This is a genomic window from Polaromonas aquatica (genome assembly GCF_042659145.1).
In the GTDB taxonomy this organism is placed as follows: Bacteria; Pseudomonadota; Gammaproteobacteria; order Burkholderiales; family Burkholderiaceae_C; genus Polaromonas; species Polaromonas aquatica.
Map to the genome: position 1 here is coordinate 640,104 of NZ_JBHSRS010000084.1, position 18,643 is coordinate 658,746.

At 62.8% G+C, this 18,643-nt stretch carries 19 protein-coding genes; 8 read left to right on the forward strand and 11 right to left on the reverse strand.

Annotated features, from left to right (window positions below):
• Window positions 1-4 precede the first annotated feature (4 nt).
• Complete coding sequence (locus ACFQND_RS24320; RefSeq protein ID WP_371440031.1) at window positions 5-1,444, forward strand: N-acyl-D-amino-acid deacylase family protein; 1,440 nt, start codon at window positions 5-7, stop codon at window positions 1,442-1,444.
• A complete protein-coding gene (locus ACFQND_RS24325; protein WP_371440032.1) occupies window positions 1,441-2,190 on the forward strand; it encodes an aspartate/glutamate racemase family protein in 750 nt (249 codons plus the stop codon). The genes ACFQND_RS24320 and ACFQND_RS24325 overlap by 4 nt, the downstream gene beginning before the upstream one ends.
• A 163-nt stretch (window positions 2,191-2,353) precedes the next feature.
• Here ACFQND_RS24325 and eda read toward each other — a convergent pair whose 3' ends face one another.
• The 3 genes from eda to ACFQND_RS24340 form a co-directional block, all read right to left on the reverse strand.
• A complete protein-coding gene (eda, locus tag ACFQND_RS24330) occupies window positions 2,354-2,968 on the reverse strand; it encodes a bifunctional 4-hydroxy-2-oxoglutarate aldolase/2-dehydro-3-deoxy-phosphogluconate aldolase (protein WP_371440086.1) in 615 nt (204 codons plus the stop codon).
• A gap of 38 nt (window positions 2,969-3,006) precedes the next feature.
• A complete protein-coding gene (gene edd, locus ACFQND_RS24335) occupies window positions 3,007-4,824 on the reverse strand; it encodes a phosphogluconate dehydratase (RefSeq protein ID WP_371440087.1) in 1,818 nt (605 codons plus the stop codon).
• Between the two features lie 166 nt (window positions 4,825-4,990).
• On the reverse strand, window positions 4,991-5,542 hold the full coding sequence (locus ACFQND_RS24340; RefSeq protein ID WP_371440033.1) for an OmpA family protein: 552 nt from the start codon (window positions 5,540-5,542) through the stop codon (window positions 4,991-4,993).
• A 108-nt stretch (window positions 5,543-5,650) separates the two neighbouring features.
• Here ACFQND_RS24340 and ACFQND_RS24345 point away from each other — a divergent pair, with 108 nt between their 5' ends.
• The gene (locus tag ACFQND_RS24345) at window positions 5,651-6,199 is read left to right on the forward strand and encodes a gamma-glutamylcyclotransferase (protein ID WP_371440088.1); all 549 of its coding nucleotides are present in this window, start codon (window positions 5,651-5,653) and stop codon (window positions 6,197-6,199) included.
• A 93-nt stretch (window positions 6,200-6,292) separates the two neighbouring features.
• A complete protein-coding gene (locus ACFQND_RS24350) occupies window positions 6,293-6,805 on the forward strand; it encodes a superoxide dismutase family protein (protein WP_371440089.1) in 513 nt (170 codons plus the stop codon).
• A 149-nt stretch (window positions 6,806-6,954) separates the two neighbouring features.
• Here ACFQND_RS24350 and ACFQND_RS24355 read toward each other — a convergent pair whose 3' ends face one another.
• Window positions 6,955-7,506 carry a nucleotidyltransferase family protein gene (locus ACFQND_RS24355; RefSeq protein ID WP_371440090.1) on the reverse strand — a complete coding sequence of 184 codons (552 nt, stop codon included), beginning with the start codon at window positions 7,504-7,506 and terminating at the stop codon, window positions 6,955-6,957.
• 72 nt (window positions 7,507-7,578) lie between these two features.
• Here ACFQND_RS24355 and pdxH point away from each other — a divergent pair, with 72 nt between their 5' ends.
• Window positions 7,579-8,232 (forward strand): pyridoxamine 5'-phosphate oxidase, encoded by a 654-nt coding sequence (gene pdxH, locus ACFQND_RS24360; RefSeq protein WP_371440034.1) that lies wholly within the window; start codon window positions 7,579-7,581, stop codon window positions 8,230-8,232.
• Here pdxH and folK read toward each other — a convergent pair.
• The 5 genes from folK to ACFQND_RS24385 are packed head-to-tail and all read right to left on the reverse strand — an operon-like array spanning window position 8,229 to window position 12,890.
• Window positions 8,229-8,738, reverse strand: a complete 510-nt coding sequence (folK, locus tag ACFQND_RS24365; RefSeq protein ID WP_371440035.1) for a 2-amino-4-hydroxy-6-hydroxymethyldihydropteridine diphosphokinase — start codon at window positions 8,736-8,738, stop codon at window positions 8,229-8,231. The two genes, pdxH and folK, sit on opposite strands and share 4 nt — an antisense overlap.
• Before the next feature lie 3 nt (window positions 8,739-8,741).
• Window positions 8,742-10,370, reverse strand: coding sequence for a polynucleotide adenylyltransferase PcnB (pcnB, locus tag ACFQND_RS24370; RefSeq protein ID WP_371440036.1), 1,629 nt, complete (start codon window positions 10,368-10,370; stop codon window positions 8,742-8,744).
• 60 nt (window positions 10,371-10,430) lie between these two features.
• Window positions 10,431-11,105 carry an HAD family hydrolase gene (locus ACFQND_RS24375; RefSeq protein WP_371440037.1) on the reverse strand — a complete coding sequence of 225 codons (675 nt, stop codon included), beginning with the start codon at window positions 11,103-11,105 and terminating at the stop codon, window positions 10,431-10,433.
• Between the two features lie 10 nt (window positions 11,106-11,115).
• Window positions 11,116-11,802 carry a DnaA regulatory inactivator Hda gene (gene hda / locus ACFQND_RS24380; RefSeq protein ID WP_371440091.1) on the reverse strand — a complete coding sequence of 229 codons (687 nt, stop codon included), beginning with the start codon at window positions 11,800-11,802 and terminating at the stop codon, window positions 11,116-11,118.
• 17 nt (window positions 11,803-11,819) lie between these two features.
• Window positions 11,820-12,890: an AI-2E family transporter gene (locus tag ACFQND_RS24385; RefSeq protein WP_371440038.1), complete on the reverse strand. Its 1,071-nt coding sequence runs from the start codon at window positions 12,888-12,890 to the stop codon at window positions 11,820-11,822.
• A 180-nt stretch (window positions 12,891-13,070) separates the two neighbouring features.
• Between ACFQND_RS24385 and purM the strand changes: the two genes are divergently transcribed.
• On the forward strand, window positions 13,071-14,102 hold the full coding sequence (purM, locus tag ACFQND_RS24390) for a phosphoribosylformylglycinamidine cyclo-ligase (protein WP_371440039.1): 1,032 nt from the start codon (window positions 13,071-13,073) through the stop codon (window positions 14,100-14,102).
• 143 nt (window positions 14,103-14,245) lie between these two features.
• Window positions 14,246-15,229, forward strand: coding sequence for a nucleotide-binding protein (locus tag ACFQND_RS24395; RefSeq protein WP_371440040.1), 984 nt, complete (start codon window positions 14,246-14,248; stop codon window positions 15,227-15,229).
• A gap of 23 nt (window positions 15,230-15,252) precedes the next feature.
• Here ACFQND_RS24395 and ACFQND_RS24400 read toward each other — a convergent pair whose 3' ends face one another.
• Together ACFQND_RS24400 and murJ are read right to left on the reverse strand one after the other, a co-directional pair.
• Window positions 15,253-16,104: a SirB1 family protein gene (locus ACFQND_RS24400; RefSeq protein ID WP_371440041.1), complete on the reverse strand. Its 852-nt coding sequence runs from the start codon at window positions 16,102-16,104 to the stop codon at window positions 15,253-15,255.
• 93 nt (window positions 16,105-16,197) lie between these two features.
• Window positions 16,198-17,763, reverse strand: coding sequence for a murein biosynthesis integral membrane protein MurJ (gene murJ, locus ACFQND_RS24405; RefSeq protein ID WP_371440042.1), 1,566 nt, complete (start codon window positions 17,761-17,763; stop codon window positions 16,198-16,200).
• A gap of 348 nt (window positions 17,764-18,111) precedes the next feature.
• Here murJ and rpsT point away from each other — a divergent pair, with 348 nt between their 5' ends.
• Window positions 18,112-18,423: a 30S ribosomal protein S20 gene (rpsT, locus tag ACFQND_RS24410; RefSeq protein WP_007864125.1), complete on the forward strand. Its 312-nt coding sequence runs from the start codon at window positions 18,112-18,114 to the stop codon at window positions 18,421-18,423.
• Window positions 18,424-18,643 lie beyond the last annotated feature (220 nt).

Genomic DNA, 18,643 nt, shown 5'->3' on the forward strand with positions numbered 1-18,643 from the left:
GCCCATGCTTGATCTTGTCATCGCAGGTGGCGATGTGGTCGACGGCACCGGCTCGCAAAGAAAGCGTGCGGACATCGGCGTGTACGCGGGGCGCATCACCGAAGTGGGCGACCTGGCGGGAACGCCAGCGCACCGTCGCTTCGACGCGCGCGGCCTGGTCACTTCGCCGGGCTTTATCGACGTTCACACCCATGACGACCAGCTGTTGCTGCAACCGGATGACCGCCCCCACCCCAAAGCCCTGCAGGGCGTCACTACCGTCATAACCGGTAACTGCGGCGTTAGCCTTGCACCGCTGGTATGTGACCGGCCACCCCCGCCGCTGGACGTCCTTGACCCTGCTGCCTATCGTTTTGCATCGTTCGACGCGTACCTGAGCGCCGTGGAAAATGCCCGGCCGCTTCTCAACGCGGCATGCCTGGTCGGGCATTCGACCCTGCGAGTCGCCCACATGGCGGACCTGGACAGGCCAGCCACGGCCAGTGAAACCCTGGCCATGCAGCTTGCGCTTGACAACTCACTGCGTGCGGGCGCCTGGGGACTTTCCACCGGCCTGTATTACCCGACCGCCAGCGCCGCCACGGCCGAGGAAGTGATGGAACTCGCACGGCCGCTCACGGCGTCACGCGCCTTGATCACCATGCATATCCGCGACGAAGGCAACAACATCGACGCAGCCCTGCGGGAAGCGTTTTCCATAGCGCGCGCACTGCAGGTGCCGCTGGTCCTGTCACACCACAAGCTGGTGGGCAAACAAAACCACGGCCGTTCAGTCGAGACTTTGGCCCTGGTGGAAAAGGCCGCGCTTGAGCAAAGTGTGTGCATGGACTGCTACCCGTACGACGCATCCTCGACCATGCTTTTGCCTTCGCGGATCAGCCAGTCGCGTGACGTCATGGTGGCTTGGTCCCGGTCGCAGCCTGAAGCTGCAGGCCGCTCCCTGTTTGAACTCGCGGCCCAGCGCAATGAAGAACCGGAGCAGACCGCACGGGCACTTGCACCAGCCGGCGCCATCTACTTCGCCATGAGCGAAGCCGACGTCAGCAACATCCTCAGCCACCCGTTGACCATGGTGGGTTCGGATGGACTCGCCCATGACACACATCCACATCCGCGGCTGTGGGGTACCTTCCCGCGCGTGCTGGGCCGCTACGTACGCCAGCAAAAATTGCTGACCCTTGAGCAGGCCGTGCACAAGATGACCGGCCTGAGCGCACGCCGCTTCGGCCTGGACCGCCGCGGCCTGGTCGCCCCCGGCTTTCATGCCGACCTCGTGACATTCGATGCCGACAGCGTCCTGGACCGGGCCACCTACCGGCAACCCGAGCTGCCGCCGGACGGCATCAAGGCCGTCTACGTCAATGGAGAATTGACCTGCGAGGAAGGTCACATGACAGGCTCCCGCGCAGGCCGGGTGCTGCGGCGAAAGGGGCATGCACCGTGAGACGGCAAACCGCGGTGGTCGGCATTCTGGGCGGCATGGGACCCGCAGCCGGCGCCGACTTCCTGCGATTGTTCGTCGATGCGTGCGCAGCCCGGCTGCAGCATGACGGACACACGGTGAACGACCAGGCTTTTCCCGAGCACTGGCTGGCACAGTTGCCGATTCCCGACCGCACGCACGCGCTACAGGATACGAGCCCCGGCACGCATCAACCACTTGAGCCCATGCTGCAGGCCGTCGGCCGCCTGGCCGCGCTCGGCGTGCGCCATCTGGCGATTGCCTGCAACACGGCGCATGCCTGGCACACCGCCATCCAGGAACGTTTTCCCCGTATCGACGTTCTGCACATTGCGCAGGAAGTCGCGCTTGTTTTGAGCGCAGGCGGGACAGTTCGCGCCGGACTGCTTGCAACCGAGGGGACCTACAGCAGCGGCATTTACCAAAAAGCACTGGCCGACACCGGGCTGGTGTGCCACATCCCGCTTGAAGCGGAACGCAGCGCCCTGATGCACGGAATCTACAAGGGAGTCAAGGCCGGCGACCTGAAGCTCGCGAACCGGCAGTTTCAGGAAGTGGCCAGCGCGCTGATCGACAGGCACGCCCTGGACGTACTTGTCCTGGGTTGCACGGAAATCCCCCTGGCCCTGCGAGAGCTCGAAAAACACCCGCAGGTTCAGCTGATTGATCCAACCCAGGTGCTGGCGCAGGCCTTGGCTGACAAGGCCCTGGGAGCATGCTCCGACTAAAACTCGCACAACCAGGTAACGGCCAGCCCGGTCAAAGCTGGTACGGACAGTGGCCAGAGTCAGCGCGCGGATGCTACGTTTTTGATAGCTGATTGCGCGCACTACACGGCGGCCACAGGCACTTTTCACCTGAAAAAGAGTGGTTTTTATGCCTTTACAGCGCTCAAACAGCCTGCCGCGCCAGCCGGCAGGCCTGGAAAGCCAGCGCGGTCACGTGTGACCAGTTTCCGCGTGCCAGCGTGTCCGCAGGCGTGAGCCAGGAACCGCCCACACACAGCACATTGGGCAGCGTCAGAAACTCCGGCGCATTGGCGACGGTCACGCCGCCGGTGGGGCAAAACCGCACATCTCCGAACGGCCCGTTCCATGCCTTGAGCATGGCCGGGCCTCCGGCCTGCATCGCCGGGAAAAACTTCAGCTCCGTCAGGCCATCTTCCTGCGCGGCCATGATCTCGCTACCGGTGGCCACACCGGGCAGCAGGGCCAGCCCGGCGTCACGGCAGGCCTGGCCCACGGAATGCGTGTAGCCGGGGCTGACGGCAAAACGCGCACCGGCCATGGCGCAAGCCTGTGCGTCGGCAGCGCTGCGCACCGTGCCTGCGCCAACTACCACTTCCGGCACACCGCGTGCGATCGCTTCAATGCAGGCCAGTGCCTGCGGTGTGCGCAAGGTGACCTCCAGCATGCGTATGCCGCCGGCCAGCAGGGCCCTGGCCAGCGGCACGGCCTGGTTTGTATCGTCCAGCACAATGACCGGAATCACCGGCGAGTCCAGCATCAGTTGCAAGGCCGTCAGCCTGCCGCTCACGTCAAGATTTACATCCACGACAAAGCTCCTTCTTCAGCCGTCAGGGCATGGCGACGCATGCCGGTAAACAATTGCCGCCCCATGCCGATGGCGTTGCCGGCACGCAGGCCATCAGGCATCACATCGGTTTGCCGCGCTGCCCATTCAGCGTCGCCCACCAGTACCTGCAGCAGGCCCGTGAGCGCATCGACGCGGATCACATCACCGTCGCGCACCTTGGCCAGTGGCCCACCGGCAGCCGCCTCCGGGGAGACATGGATGGCCGCAGGCACCTTGCCCGACGCACCGCTCATGCGGCCGTCGGTCACCAGCGCCACCCTGTAGCCCTTGCCCTGCAGCACGGCCAGCGGCGGCGTGAGTTTGTGCAGCTCGGGCATGCCGTTGGCCTGCGGCCCCTGCCAGCGCACCACACACACCACATCCCGGTCCAGTTCGCTGTTGTTGAATGCCGCGTGCAAAGCCTCCTGCGAATCGAACACACGGGCAGGCCCTTCAATCACATGCCGGTCGTCTGGCACGGCCGAGACCTTGATCACGCTGCGGCCCAGGTTGCCCTGCAGCAGCTTGAGCCCGCCCGTGGCACTGAACGGACTGGCAACCGGACGGACAATCGACTCGTCTTTGGATGCATCGGCGTCATGCCATGCCAAGGAGGATTCAAGCAGTGAAGGCTCCCGCGTGTATTCACGGATGCCCCCGTCCCGCACGGTCAGCACGTCCTCATGCATCAGGCCAGCGTCCAGCAGTTCGCGAATGATGAGCCCGGTGCCGCCCGCCGCCTGGAACTGGTTCACGTCGGCACTGCCGTTAGGGTAGACATGCGCCAGGGTCGGCACGACATCGGACAGGTCGGAAAAGTCATTCCAGTCAATCACGATACCGGCTGAATGCGCCACCGCCACCCAGTGGATCAGGTGGTTGGTGGAGCCACCCGTGGCCAGCAGGGCCACCATGGCATTGACGATGGCGCGCTCATCAACAATCAGGCCGATAGGGGCAAAGCGTTTGGCCTTGATGATGCCCAGCACGGTACGCGCGGCTTCGCGCGTCAGTTCATCGCGCAGTGTGCCGCCGGGCGCTACAAACGCCGTGCCGGGCACGTGCAGGCCCATGGCTTCGAGCAGCATCTGGTTGCTGTTGGCCGTGCCGTAAAAGGTGCAGGTACCCGGGCTGTGGTAACTCTTGAGTTCGGCGTCGAGCAAGCCCTCACGCCCCACCAGCCCCTGCGCGGCCTGCTCGCGTATGCGGGCTTTTTCCTTGTTGGGCAAACCCGAGGGCATGGGGCCGGCCGGCACAAACACCGTTGGCAAATGCCCGAAATGCAGTGCGCCTATCAGCAGGCCGGGCACGATCTTGTCGCACACACCGAGCATCAGTGCCGCATCGAACATGTCGTGCGAGAGCGCCACGGCGGTGGCCATGGCGATCACATCGCGGCTGAACAGGCTGAGTTCCATGCCGCTGGTGCCCTGTGTCACGCCGTCGCACATGGCGGGCACGCCGCCTGCCACCTGGGCAGTGGCGCCTAACTTGCGCACCTCGTCCTTGATGAGGTCCGGGTAGGTTTTCAGCGGCGTGTGCGCCGACAGCATGTCGTTATAGGCTGTGACGATGGCTATATTGGGTGCGCGCTCGGTGACGACCTTGAAGCGGTCGTCCAGCGGCATGCCAGCCACGGCATGCGCCAGGTTGGCACAACCCATGCGATCAGTACCACGGTCACGTGCGGCAGCAGCATGCAGTTGCTGCAGGTAAGCGCTGCGCGTGGGGCGGCTGCGCCCGGCAATGCGGGCGGTGACGCTGGAGACGGTCGGGTGAAGAACTATGGGATGGGCGGCCATGCGGTGCTACTTCCGGTTGTGTAACTTAATTACCAACCCCATAGTAACTGTTGGGCGCCGCTTTGGCTGTAGTCCTGGTTACCAAAGGGTTACCAGAACCCGGCTAAAACCACCTGCAAAAAAAGGCGGTGCTGGCCGGCTTCAGGCAGGATTACTGCAACGTGACTTCCACACGCCGGGCTTCGGCATTGCTGCCGCTGGCCGTCAACTGCTCGGGCTTTTTAAGTTCGATCTGCTGCTCCGTCACGCCGGCAGCCTTGAGGGCGTCGCGCACGGCCAGGGCACGTTGCTTGGCCAGTTCCGCATTTTTGGCGGCATCGCCGGTCGCATCATGAAAACCGGAGATCACCAGCTTGCGGCCGGCCTTGGCACCCTGGACCACATCGGCCAGGGCATCACCAGCACCCGCAGCCAGGTCAGCCTTGCCGGTCGCAAAATAAAACTTCACGACGCCGTTCTCGACCTTGATACTGGCCGCATCAGAGGCGGCCTGGGCAGCATTGGCGGCATTCGCTGTGTCCGCCTGGGCCGTGGCAGCCACTGGCACCACGGCCGGAGCGCTGGCGGCCAGGGCCGTCGCAGGGGCAATGTCCTTGCCGCTCTGGTAAATGCCCACACCGATCACCAGTGCGACCACCAGGGCAATCAGGCCAAAAACAATCGTCAACACCAGGCCTTGCTGGCCGTCATCATCCTGAGACATCGCTTATTCCCTTTAAAAAAACTCTGCGCATTGTAAAGTGTGACTGTGGCAAATACAGTCCAACCCCGACCGGCGCCCAGCCCGCAAAACCCCCGCGACCCGGCGCATATGCTCGAAGTGGTGAGGCGCGAGTGGGGCGGGAAAAGCGACCTGTGGATTTTTGGTTACGCCTCGCTGATCTGGCGGCCTGAGTTTGAGTTCGCTGAAAAACGTTTTTCCACCATTTACGGCTACCACCGCGCCCTGAAAATGTGGAGCCGGGTGAACCGCGGCACGCCCGAATGCCCGGGCCTGGTGTTCGGGCTACTGCACGGCGGCAGTTGCAAGGGGGTGGCGTTTCGTATACCGCGGGAACGTGTCGCTGCCGCCCTGCCCGCCCTGTGGGACAGGGAAATGCCCAACGGCGTGTATGACCCCAAATGGCTGCGCTGCCAGACTGAAATGGGCGTGGTACGGGCATTGGCCTTCACACTGTCCAAACGCAGCCCCAACCATACCGGCGTGCTCAGCGAGGAAGCCTACAGGCAGATTTTTTCAGACTCCTGCGGCCGCTATGGCACGACACGTGAGTATGCCCAACTGACTTACGACAAATTGCGCGAACTGGGTATCCATGACCACGCGCTGGGCAAGCTGCTGGCGCTGGTCAGGCGCTGAACCGGTTTGGGGCCTGTGCTTGCCAGTCTGGGCGGTACGGCCTAAAGTGGGCGCTCCAGTTCCCAATACCAACAGCAAGGAGACCCCATCATGATGAAATACCGTCTGGCGCCGCTGGCTGCGGCCCTTGTGCTCAGCGCCTGCGCCTCCAGCATGGGCGGCCCGCGCGCCGTGGCGCAGTTGCAAGGCACCACCGGCAGCAGCGTCAGCGGCACGGTCAACTTTGTCCAGAACGGCGACAAGGTGATGGTCTCCGGCGAGGTACGCGGCCTCAAGCCCAATGCAGAGCACGGTTTTCACGTGCATGAAAAAGGTGACTGTTCCAGCGGCGACGGCATGAGCACCGGCGGGCATTTCAACCCAGGCGGCCAGCCGCACGGCAACCATGCCGACATGGCGCACCATGCCGGTGACATCCCCAGCCTCAAGGCCGATGCAAACGGCGTGGCGACAATCAGTTTTGAGTCAAGAACCATTGCAGTGGGCAGCGGCAGCACCGACATCGTGGGCCGCGGGCTGATCGTTCACCGTGACCCGGACGACTACAAAACCCAGCCCACCGGCAACGCCGGGCCGCGGCTGGCCTGCGCGGTCATAAAAAGCTAGAGCCCCCACACTCGCTCGCTTCGCGTAGCTCTCTGCCCCGAGGGGGCGCTGCGCCTACGGCCCGGCAAAGCCGGTTCCGCGGCCCCGGCTTGAGTAAGACCTCAACAGTTGCTCAATGCCTCTTGGGCTCACGTTTTTACTTCCCAAAATCAGCGCGTGGCAAGCAGCATTTCCGCCCGGCGCAGGTCATCGAGGGTATCAATGTCGGTCACGATGCCGGCATCATCAAGCTCCAGAAACGCTACCGAATTGATAGCTGACTGCGCACGTACTACCTCGGCTGCGCCCTGATTTCCCTTTAATTCCATCAATTCCCGAGCGCACGCCAGGCCAAAACGCACCGGGTGGCCGCGCTGGCCTCTGTACAGCGGAACCGTCACAGCGGCGGGCGGTGCCAGTGCGATGGCGAGCAAGGTCTGGCTGCGAACCAACGGCAGGTCGGCCGGCAGGATCAGCCAGCCCGGCGCATCGGCAGTGGCCCGCACGCCGGCCGCAATCGAGTCCCCCATGCCGGGGCGCGAAGCGTCTGCAACCACCACATGGCAAGGCAGGCCGCTGGCGCGCACGGCATCCAGCACATGTTCGACGACAGGTTTGCCTGCCAGCAAGGCCTGGAGCTTGTGCACGGTGCCGCCCGAAGCCGCAAAACGCTCACCACGGCCGGCGGCAAGAACAATCACAACGGGAAGAGAAGGCATCATGGGACGGCAGTTGGACAGGGAAGTCGCCAAGGCAGGCTTGGCAAAAATGGAAAGAGCAATCCTTATACTTGAATGATGTCAGATTCCAACCCCTCCATCGCCGACCTTCGCAAAAGCTACGAACGCGCCGAATTCAACGAAGAAGCCTCGCAGGCCGACCCGATGAAACAATTCGACCTGTGGCTCAAGGAAGCCCTTGCCGCGAAGGTTCCCGAGCCGAACGCCATGACGCTGGCCACGGTCTCCAGTGACCTGCGCCCATCGACACGCGTGGTGTTGATCAAGGGCTATGACGAGCGCGGCATCGTCTGGTACACCAACTACAACAGCCGCAAGGGCACGGAGCTCGCCGGCAACCCCTATGCAGCGCTGCAGTTTCACTGGGTCGAGCTGGAGCGCACGGTACGCATTGAAGGCATGGTCGAAAAAGTATCCGCAGAAGAAAGCGATGCCTATTTCAGCAGCCGGCCACTGGACTCACGCATAGGCGCCTGGGCCAGCCCGCAAAGCGAAGTGATTGCCGGCCGTGGTGTGCTGGTGGCCAATGCGGCCAAATTCGGCGCGAAATTTTTGCTGCAGCCGCCGCGCCCGCCGCACTGGGGCGGCTACCGGCTCAAGCCGGATAACTGGCAGTTCTGGCAGGGCCGCAAGAGCCGTTTGCATGACCGTTTGCGCTACACCTTGCAGGCTGATGCCAGCTGGCTGCGTGAGCGCCTGGCGCCTTAGCTTTTCAGCTCACCAAACCTTTTGATAGCCTGGTGCGCAACGGCCTGCAGTTGCTCGGCGCTCACCAGATCAGGCGCGATTTCCGCCAGCGGCACCAATACAAATGCCCGCTGCAGCATGCGCGGATGCGGCACTGTCAGGCGCGGTGAATCGATGCTGGCGCTGCCGTACAGCAGCAGGTCCAGGTCCAGTGTGCGCGGTGCGTTGCGGTACGGCCTTTCACGGCCGGCGGCCTGTTCTATTTGTTGCAGATGCTCAAGCAATGAAGGCGCAGTCAGGCCCGTTTCCACCCCGAGCACGGCATTGATGTAATCATCGCCGGGCGCGTTCGCTTCAGCACCCGAGTCGGTATCCAGCGGAGCAGTTTTATACAGGCTGGAAACCTTGAAAACCTGCGTGAGCGGCAGGCCATCAATGGCCTTTACCGCCTGCCCGAGCGCCGCAGCGGCATCACCGAGATTGGCGCCCAAAGCAATCCAGGCCTGCACGGAACGGGCGGCGCTCACGGCTCAGGAACTGGAGGCGGCGTCCGGCGATGGCTGGTCGCTGCTGCCTTCGGCGGCACCGGGGTTGACACGGTTCGCAGGCTTGCGGCGGCGGCGGCGTTTTTTGGCCGGCGCCATGTCGCCTTGTTCTGCAAACGTCTCCGCCGGCTGGCCGGCATCCGCGCCGACTGAGGACTTGCCGGCAGCGGGGCTGCCCGCATCGCCGTCCTGCCGCTTCACACGCGTGCGGGGTTGCTGCGGTTTTTGCAGTTGTGCCTGCCTCACGGCCTCGATCATGGCGTGGCGTTCATCGTCATAAGCCGTGCTGAACTTTTCCCACCACTCGGCCAGTTCGGTATCCACCTCGCCGGTTTGCGCACGCAGGCGCAAAAAGTCGAAGCCGGCACGAAAGCGCGGCTGCTCCAGCAGCGAATAGGGCGAGCTGCCAACGCGTTTTTCAAACCGCGGCTGCATGGTCCAGATTTCGCGCATGTCGGTGCCCAGCTTGCCGCGGCCCGACACATCGCCGATTTTGGCGTTGAAGGCATCGTCAATCGCATCCTGCAGCGCGGGCATGGTGTGCTCGCCGCGCTTCAATCGCCGTGCCCAGCCGTCACGCACATCCGACCACAACACGCAGGACAGCAAAAAGCTGGGCGCGACAGGCTTGCCCTCGCCGACGCGGCGGTCGGTGTCGCTCAGGGCGAGGTTCAGGAAAGGCTGATCGGCCGCCTCGACCACCACGTCCAGCAGCGGGTAAATGCCCGTGCCCAGGCCGAGTGCCTTGAGCTGCTCGATGCTGGCCAGCGCGTGGCCGGTTTGCAGCAGCTTGAGCATTTCGTCAAACAGGCGCGACTGCGGCACGTCGGCCAGCAGGCCCTTCATTTCGCGCAGCGGCGCAACGGTCTTGTCTTCAAACCTGAAACCCAACGCGCTGAGCTTGGCGGCAAAGCGCACGGCGCGGATGATGCGCACCGGGTCTTCGCGGTAACGCACGGCCGGGTCACCGATCATGCGTATGATTTTTTTCTTCGCATCCTTGATGCCGTTGTGATAGTCGACCACGATCTGCGTTTCAGGGTCGTAGTACATGGCATTGATGGTGAAATCGCGGCGAGCGGCGTCTTCCTCCATCGGGCCCCAGACGTTGTCGCGCAGCACCCGGCCGGACGCATCCACGGCGTGTTTCATGCCGGCCAGCTCGCTCTTGCTGGTGCGTTCGTTGCCACCCACCTGCTCGGCCTGGCTGCTGTCCAGATGTGCGCGGAAGGTGGATACCTCAATCACCTCATGCTCGCGGCCACGGCCATAAATGACATGGACGATGCGAAAACGCCGGCCGATGATGAAGGCGCGGCGAAACAGCTGCTTGACCTGCTCGGGCGTGGCATCGGTGGCCACGTCAAAGTCCTTGGGACGCAGGCCGACCAGCAGGTCGCGCACCGCACCGCCCACGATATAGGCCTGAAAACCGGCTTCTTTCAGCGTATGGACGACATCCCAGGCCCTCTCGTCGACCAGTTTGGTGTTGATGCCATGCTCTTTGACAGGGATGTCGTGGCGCGTGCCGAAGGGGGATTTTTTGACCCGTTTGGCGGCGGATTCCGGGCCTGGAGCCTTGCCAAACAGCTTGTCGATAAATTTTTTGATCATGAGGTCGCGAATTTTGGGGAGCCACCGCCGTCTGCAGCGGGACGGGCTCTACCCAAATGATTAAAACAGGTCAAGTATGCGCCATCCGCGATCTGCGGCCAGCGCCCGCAGGCGTGCGTCCGGATTGGTGGCTACCGGGTGGCTTGCTTTTTCAAGCAGCGCCAGGTCGTTCATGGAGTCGGTATAGAAGGTGGTTTCCACGTCGTTCCAGCCCAAGCCGCGGTCAGCCAGCCATTGTTCAACGCGGGTGACCTTGCCTTCACGGGCTGAAGGCGTGCCCTTGATTTCCCCCGTCACCCAGCCTTGCGCATCGCGCTCCAGCTCCACCGCAATCAGCTCCTTCACACCGAATGCGTCGGCAATCGGTCGGGTTACAAATTCGTTGGTGGCGGTGACGATCACAAGCTCATCACCAGCACGCTGATGACCCTGGACCAGCTCCAGGGCCTGCTCCTTGATGTTCTTTTGCACCACAGCCTCCATGAAACGGGCATGACCAGCTATCGATTTGGTAGCACCCTGCTCCCGGATGGCCTGCGTGGCAAAACGCACATAGTCATGGATGTCGAGCGTTCCGGCGCGGTACTGTTCAAAAAACTCGGTGTTGCGGCGTTTGAACTCGGTGGCATCACACCAGCCCAGGCTGATGGTGAACTCACCCCACTCGTAGTCCGAATCTATGGGGATCAGCGTATGGTCAAGGTCAAATAAGGCAATCTTTTTAGGCACGGTCATACAGTCACATTTATTCGTTTTCCAGCATGGCCTTGATCAGCGGGATCGTGATGGCACGCTGGGTTTGCAGCGCATAGCCGTCAAGCTGGTCCAGCAGCTGCATGAGGCTGCTCAGGTCGCGGGAAAAGCGCGTCAGCATGAAGTCCATGGCTTCGTCGCTTAGAAACACCCCGCGCGCATCGGCCTCACGCCGCAGCACGGCGCGCCGCTCGGGTTCGGTCAGCGCGTGCAGCTCAAACACATGGCCCCAGCCCAGCCGCGTGCGCAAGTCCTCGCGCAGCGCCAGGTCGGCCGGCGGCAGGTTGCCGGCGGCCAGCACCCAGCGCGGCTGCCCGTCGGCAGAACTCAGGGCATTGACGAACCAGTTGAACGCCGCCTGCTGCTGCACGGCTGTGTAGAGATGGCACTCGTCCAGAATCACCGCTGCCCAGGCATCGTCAAATTCAGGCGGCTCCAGCACCGAGGCATCCAGCCAGCCGGCACGCGCGCCCTGCTCGCGCAGGGTTTCGCTGACAGCCTTGAGCAAATGGGTTTTGCCGCTGCCCGGCTCGCCCCACAAGTAGGCCGGCACCGGCGAACGCAGCGTGTTGCCGGCCCACAACTCGAGGTGCCTGAGCGCCGCCTCGTTGGGGCCGGCAAAAAAATTGGCGAACGACGGCACCGAGGCAAGCCCGATATCCAGCGCAATCTGTTTCATGCCCGTCATGGTGCCCATCAGCCTTTGTAAAGCTTGCTGGCCATGTAGCTGGCCTTGAGGCGGCGTATGCCCACCAGCAAGACGGCACTGGCAGGCAACGCAACCAGCACGCCGACAAAACCAAACACCTGGCCAAAGGCCAGCAAGGCAAAAATAACCATCAGCGGATGCAGGCCTATGCGTTCACCAACCAGCCGCGGCGTCAGGAACAGGCTCTCAACCACCTGGCCAATGCCGTACACCACCGCCACCATGACCAGCGCCTTGAGCGAGGCAAACTGCAGCAAACCGGCGAGTATCGCCAGCAACAGGCCTATGCCGAAGCCGAGGTAGGGGATGAACATGGCCAGCCCCGTAAAAATGCCTATGGGCAGGGCCAGGTCCAGCCCGAAAAGCGCCAGCCCGACGGCATAAAACGTGGCCATCGCCAGCATCACCAGCAGTTGCCCGCGCAGGTACTGGCCGAGCACGGAATCCGCTTCTTTCGTAAAACTGTCAAAAGACGTCCGCATGGGCGAGGGCACCAGCTCCAGCAGGCGGCCGACAAACTTGTCCCAGTCCATCAGCAGGTAAAACAGCGCCACGGGAATCAGCACCGCGTTGCCGATCACGGTCAGGGCGACGCTTCCGCCCAGCTTGAGCGACGACAGCAATGACCCGAAGGCCTCTTCGTAATTGGCATTGAGGTACTTGAGCACAACGGCCTTGATGCTTGCGACGTCCAGCGACACGTTGATGCCGAACTGCGCCAGCCAGGGCGTCAGGCCGGTGCTGAGGCGGTCCACCAGCAAGGGCACCTGCTCGCGCATCAGCGGTACTTCCTTGGCCACGATGGGCACTATCATCAGCACGATGCCAAGCGCGGTCACCAGGAAAAGCAGTTCAACCAGGATCACCGCAAACACGCGCGGCATGCGGCCCCTGCCCCAGCCGTCTATCCGGTTGACCAGTGGCGTCAGCGCATAAGCCAGCACGGCGGCCACCACAAAGGGCGTCAGTACCGGGCCGAGCTGCCACAGCGCCAAAACGAGCAGCGCCGCAATCAGGCACCAGGCGGACGCACGTTTTTGGGTGTTGGTGAATTGCATAAAGCCTTGGGTTGAGCTTGCCCGGATGGACTATTGAAGGCGCAAAGCGTGCCGAAAAGTGGCATTCCACAGAGCCTTTAGAATCATCACCTGATTCTATCGGGCTTGTAGCGCTGCCAAAGTCGGCAAACCGCCCATGCCCGCCACCCCAGCCCCTATCCGCCGCATCAAGACCCCACCATGACGAATTCCCCCCTCTCCTACAAAGACGCCGGCGTTGACATTGACGCGGGCGATGCCTTGGTTGAACGCATCAAGCCACTGGCCAAAAAGACCATGCGCGAGGGTGTGCTGGCGGGCATTGGCGGCTTTGGCGCGCTGTTTGAAGTGCCCAAACGCTACAAGGAGCCGGTGCTGGTCAGCGGCACCGACGGCGTGGGCACCAAGCTGCGCCTGGCTTTTGAATGGAATATGCACGACACCGTGGGCATTGACCTGGTGGCCATGAGCGTCAACGACGTGCTGGTGCAAGGTGCCGAACCGCTGTTTTTCCTTGATTATTTCGCCTGCGGCAAGCTGGACGTGGACACGGCCGCAGCCGTGGTCGGCGGCATCGCCAAAGGCTGCGAACTGAGCGGCTGCGCCCTGATTGGCGGCGAAACCGCCGAAATGCCGGGCATGTACCCGGACGGTGAGTACGACCTGGCCGGTTTTGCCGTCGGCGCAGTCGAAAAATCAAAAATCCTGACCGGCAAGGAAGTCAAGGCCGGCGATGTCGTGCTGGGCCTGGCCAGCAGCGGCGTGCATTCCAACGGTTTCAGCCTGGTACGCAAATGTATTGAGCGCGCTGGCAGCGATGCCCCCGCAAAACTCGACGGCAAGCCGTTCCGGGAAGCCCTGATGGAGCCGACACGGCTGTACGTCAAGAATGTGCTGGCCGCGCTGGCTGCACATCCGATCAAGGCGCTGGCCCACATCACCGGCGGCGGCTTGCTGGAAAACATCCCGCGCGTGCTGCCCGAAGGCACGGCGGCACACCTTAAAAAGGGCAGTTGGCCACAAACCGAGCTGTTTGCCTGGCTGCAGAAGACGGCCGGCATCGACGACTTCGAGATGAACCGCACCTTCAACAACGGCATAGGCATGGTCGTGGTGGTGGACGCCGCCAGTGCGCAAGCCACGGCAAAAACACTGCGCGATGCAGGCGAGCAGGTCTACGAGATCGGCGTGATTGCAACGCGTGCGGATGGTGCCGCCGTCGTCGTCGGCTAAACACCGCGCGATGCATTGAAGGCCCCGATTCGGGTCCTTCTGCTACAAAAATACTAGCTGCCCGCGCGCGCCCTGACTGGGCCAACTGGACATTTGATCGTATTTGTATCAAACTGTGCCTTTGTATTGCTCATGGAGCACCCATGCCAGTCATTGCAGTCGTCAACCGTAAAGGGGGTAGTGGCAAAAGCACGCTGGCCGCGCATATCGCGGCGTGGGCGGCCCGCCGCGGCAGTTCCGTCATGCTCGGCGACGTGGACCGGCAGCAGTCCGCACGGGCCTGGCTCAAGCGCCGCGACCCCGGCCTGCCCGTCATCGCACCCTGGGCTGTTGACCAAAAAAACATGTTGCGCGTGCCCACTGGCATTACGCACGTGGTGCTCGACACCCCCGGCGGCATGCACGGTTTTGAGCTGGCACGGGTGGTGATGTTCGCCGATGCCATCGTCATGCCGGTCTGCAATTCCATGTTTGACCGCGAATCGGCCGAAGCCTGCCACGCAGAACTCATGACACTGCCGCGTGTCGCCAGCGGCCGCTGCCGCCTGGTGACCGTCGGCATGCGCATCGATGGCCGCACCCATGCCGCAAAAAACCTCCAGGAATGGTTTGAAGGCCTTGGCATTCCCTTCCTGGGGGCCTTGCGCGAGACCCAGCTGTATGTCAAAAGCCTGGAGCGCGGCATGACCATTTTCGACCTGCCGCCCCAAATTGCCGCCACCGACCTGCTGCAGTGGGAGTCCATACTCGGATGGCTGGAGCCGCAGCTCTATCCGCCGCAGGCCGCCAACGATTCCCTGACTGCAGGGGCAGGCAGCCTGGCCGCGCCCAGCGCTCCCGCGGCAAGGCCCGTGCAGGCGGTGCCCCGGGCGGTCACGCCGGCACCGGCATTACCCGGTACATTTCGTCCGGCGCAGCCAGACAGCTCGCGCCTGGGAAGGTCCCTGCCCAGCAGCCTCATGCCCGCGCAGGAGTCCATGGTGCATGGCGGGCGTTTGTCAGTGCTGGGGGCAGGCAGGCTCAGCAGTGCACCCGTTGTGTCCAGCGGAAAACCCGCGATGACACGAAATGTGAATTCAACGGATGGCCTGCAGATTCCGCAATTTTTAAAGCGCGCGCCGCACTAGCGCCCTGGTTGCGTTCGCCGGGTTCAGCTGGCCTGGTCGCGCAATTGCGCCAGCCGCAGCGCCACCGCATCCAGGTCCTGCGCGTCCTCGGCCTGAGCCAGGTATTTCTCAAGATCAGGCACGGCACGCGCGGGCTGACCCTGAACCGCCCAGGCCAGGCCACGGTCGCGGTACTCGGGCCAGGCGTCGGGCTGCAGCACGATCAGGCGATCTTCGACGGCAATCAGACGCTGCCAGTCCTCTTGCGTTTTGTGGATTTCCTTGAGGTTGCGCAGCATGCGGCTGATGATCTCGCGGGGCGGCGCCGACTGCAGGTACAGCCCTATGGGCATTTCAAATTCGTCGTCCAGGCTGCTTTTTTGCTTGAAGGGCTCCAGCCGCTCCGACAATTCCTCGCGGCTCAGGGACTGGCCGGTAAACGGGTCTATCACCACCTGGCCCTTGGGCAGGTTGATCTTGACCATGAAATGCCCGGGGAAAGCCACACCACGCGCGTTCAGTCCCAGCCCGCCGGCCAGCTCCAGCCACAACACGGCCAGCGTGATAGGGATGCCACGCCGGGTTTTCAGCACCGCGTTGAGGTAGCTGTTGTCGGGGTCGTAATAGTCATTGACGTTGCCGCCAAAATTCAGGTCGTGAAAGAAAAACTGGTTCAGCAGGCGCAACTTCTGCAGGGAGGACGCATCAGCCGGCAGGCGGCGCTTGAGGCGGGCCAGCAACTGGTCCACATCGCCCAGCACCTGCTGCACGTCCAGGTCAGGGTATTCGTCCTGGGCCAGGCTGATGGCAGCCTCCAGCAGGGGGAAATGCTCATCGCTTTGGACCAGGCTGGAGAAATATTGCAGGGGGGACGGAACGTCCAGATTTAATTCCATGGCCCTACTTTCTCACAAATTACGGCCCCGGACATGGCAAACCGTGTGCACCCTGCCACAAGCGCCCGGTGCGCCCCGGCAGGCCAACGCCGCTCAACGCCGCATCAGCTGGCGCAGCTTGAGCCCTGATACCCTGAGCGCTATGAAATATATAGCTGCTGATGCGCACAGAACGCCAACCAGCAGGCCAATCCGTTGTAAATACGCAGCTTTGAGGCCCAGCCAGTTCACGCTGCCGTCAGCCCACAGCAAAAACACGGCCAGCAGCGCGCTGGCGCCAATCACCTGGCAGGCGAATACACCCCAGCCGGGCGCGGGCCTGTAACTGCCGCGCCGCACCAGACCAAACAGCAGCAGCAGCGCATTGATCAAGGCGCCTATGCCTATGGCCAGCGCCAGCCCGGCCTGCTGCAGCACCGGGACCAGCGCCACGTTGAGCAACTGCGTCAGGACCAGCACCAGCACCGCAATGCGCACCGGCGTCTTGATGTCCTGGCTGGCGTAAAAGCCCGGCGCCAGCACCTTGATGGCCACCAGGCCAAGCAGGCCCGCGCCATAACCCATCAGCGCCGTGGTGGTCTGCTGCACATCCTTGTCGGTAAAAGCCCCGTAGTGGTAAAGCGTGGCCACCAGCGGCTGGGCAAAGGTCAGCAAGGCCACTGCGCAAGGCACAGCCAGCAGCACCACGATGCGCAGGCCCCAGTCCAGCATGGCCGAATACCTGTCAGCGTCATTTGCCGCCTTGGCCGCCGCCAGTTGCGGCATCAGCACCACGCCTATGGCCACGCCCAGCATGGCGGTAGGGAACTCCATCAAGCGGTCTGCGTAACTGAGCCAGCTGACACTGCCGGGAGCCAGGTGCGAGGCAATCTGCGTGTTGATCAGCAGCGAAATCTGCGCAACGCTCACACCCAGCAAGGCCGGCACCATCAGTTTTGCGATATTTTTGGTCGCGGGATCGGTCCATGCTTCCTTGACCAAGGTCCAGCTCAAGCCGATTTTCGGGAGCATGCCCAGGCGCAGCAGCGCCGGCACCTGCACCGCCAGTTGCAGGATGCCGCCCAGCATCACGCCGCCGCCCAGGGCGTAAACCGGCTCAATGCCGTGCGCCTTGAGCCAGGGCGCGCCCAGCCAGGCCGCCGCAATCATGGACAGGTTGAGCAGCACAGGCGTCGCCGCAGGCACCGCAAAACGCCGCCAGGTGTTGAGTACGCCCGACGACAGTGCCACCAGCGACATGAAGCCGATATACGGAAACATCCAGCGCGTCATGAACACGGCCGCCTCAAAACCGCGCGGCTCCTGCTTCAGCCCGCTGGCCATGACCCAGACCAGCACAGGCGCGGCGGCCACACCCGCCACGCAGGTCAGCAGCAGCGCCCAGGCGAGCAAGGTGGCAACCCGGTCTATCAGCAGTTTTGTCTGCTCCTCGCCGTGTTTGGCCTTGCTCGCCGCCAGCACCGGTACAAAGGCTTGGCTGAAAGCCCCCTCGGCAAACAGGCGGCGAAACAGGTTGGGTATGCGAAATGCCACGTTGAAAGCGTCGGTCATGGCGCTGGCGCCAAAAGTCGATGCGATCAGCAGCTCACGCACCAGGCCGGTGATGCGGGAAACCAGGGTGAGCAGTGAAACGGTGGAGGCGGCTTTGAAAAGTGACACCGGGAGAGTGTAATGGCCCCCACGTTCGCTCACTTCGTGTAGCTCTCTGCCCCCCGAGGGGGCCGCTGCGCCTGCGGTCTGGCAAAGCCAGTCCCGCGGCCCCTGCTTGCGAAGAGGGCTTGCCACCCATGGTTGTCCGGTGAGGAAGGAAGGCGGGAAAGGGCACTGCGCTCAACGGAGAGATTCAAGCTCAAGCCGTGGAACCGGCTGCTTCGCCGGGCCACAGGCGGGCGGCCCCCTCGGGGGGCAGGAAGTGACACGAAGTGCACGACCGTGGGGGGCGTTGTATAATCATGGGCTTCGCTCGCAACATCCGCAGACTCCTCCCAGGATTAAAGGAAACTATTTATGGCAACCGCCAAACCCAAGAAAAAGAACCCACGCCTTGCATCAGGCCGTAAACGCGTCCGCCAGGACGTCAAACTCAACGCCGCGAACACCTCGCTGCGCTCCAAATACCGCACCGCGGTGAAGAACGTCGAAAAAGCCGTTGCCGCTGGCGACAAAGACAAGGCCAAAGACCTCTTCGCCAAGGCCCAAAGCATTGTGGACACGGTTGCCGACAAGGGCATCTTCCACAAGAACAAGGCAGCACGCGATAAAAGCCGTCTGTCCGCCAAGGTGAAAGCCTTGGCACTGGCCCCCGCAAAGGCCGCCTAAGCGATTAGGCAAAACCGCCCGGACTGTTTTAAACAGACAGTCCGCCGTTTTGCAGGGTGCGCTGCAAGTGAAGCAAAAAGCCGTCGAAAGACGGCTTTTTTGTTTCTGCCTTCGTTCTTCGTATTGGCAACACTAACGATGAGTCAGAAAGCGTAGCGAGCAGGGTGTGAGGCAAGGCGCCCGGAGCACAGCAACCGGAATGTACTTCAGGTACATGAGG

Bases quoted from the DNA above. Each gene is read 5' to 3' on its own strand.
- ACFQND_RS24350 (WP_371440089.1), top strand. From the start codon at position 6,293: ATGAAATACCGTCTGGCGCCGCTGGCTGCGGCCCTTGTGCTCAGCGCC.
- ACFQND_RS24385 (WP_371440038.1), bottom strand. From the start codon at position 12,890: ATGCAATTCACCAACACCCAAAAACGTGCGTCCGCCTGGTGCCTGATT.
- ACFQND_RS24340 (WP_371440033.1), bottom strand. From the start codon at position 5,542: ATGTCTCAGGATGATGACGGCCAGCAAGGCCTGGTGTTGACGATTGTT.
- ACFQND_RS24345 (WP_371440088.1), top strand. From the start codon at position 5,651: ATGCTCGAAGTGGTGAGGCGCGAGTGGGGCGGGAAAAGCGACCTGTGG.
- ACFQND_RS24320 (WP_371440031.1), top strand. From the start codon at position 5: ATGCTTGATCTTGTCATCGCAGGTGGCGATGTGGTCGACGGCACCGGC.
- ACFQND_RS24395 (WP_371440040.1), top strand. From the start codon at position 14,246: ATGCCAGTCATTGCAGTCGTCAACCGTAAAGGGGGTAGTGGCAAAAGC.
- purM (WP_371440039.1), top strand. From the start codon at position 13,071: ATGACGAATTCCCCCCTCTCCTACAAAGACGCCGGCGTTGACATTGAC.
- pcnB (WP_371440036.1), bottom strand. From the start codon at position 10,370: ATGATCAAAAAATTTATCGACAAGCTGTTTGGCAAGGCTCCAGGCCCG.
- ACFQND_RS24375 (WP_371440037.1), bottom strand. From the start codon at position 11,105: ATGACCGTGCCTAAAAAGATTGCCTTATTTGACCTTGACCATACGCTG.
- pdxH (WP_371440034.1), top strand. From the start codon at position 7,579: ATGATGTCAGATTCCAACCCCTCCATCGCCGACCTTCGCAAAAGCTAC.
- hda (WP_371440091.1), bottom strand. From the start codon at position 11,802: ATGAAACAGATTGCGCTGGATATCGGGCTTGCCTCGGTGCCGTCGTTC.
- ACFQND_RS24355 (WP_371440090.1), bottom strand. From the start codon at position 7,506: ATGATGCCTTCTCTTCCCGTTGTGATTGTTCTTGCCGCCGGCCGTGGT.
- eda (WP_371440086.1), bottom strand. From the start codon at position 2,968: ATGCTGGACTCGCCGGTGATTCCGGTCATTGTGCTGGACGATACAAAC.
- ACFQND_RS24400 (WP_371440041.1), bottom strand. From the start codon at position 16,104: ATGGAATTAAATCTGGACGTTCCGTCCCCCCTGCAATATTTCTCCAGC.
- rpsT (WP_007864125.1), top strand. From the start codon at position 18,112: ATGGCAACCGCCAAACCCAAGAAAAAGAACCCACGCCTTGCATCAGGC.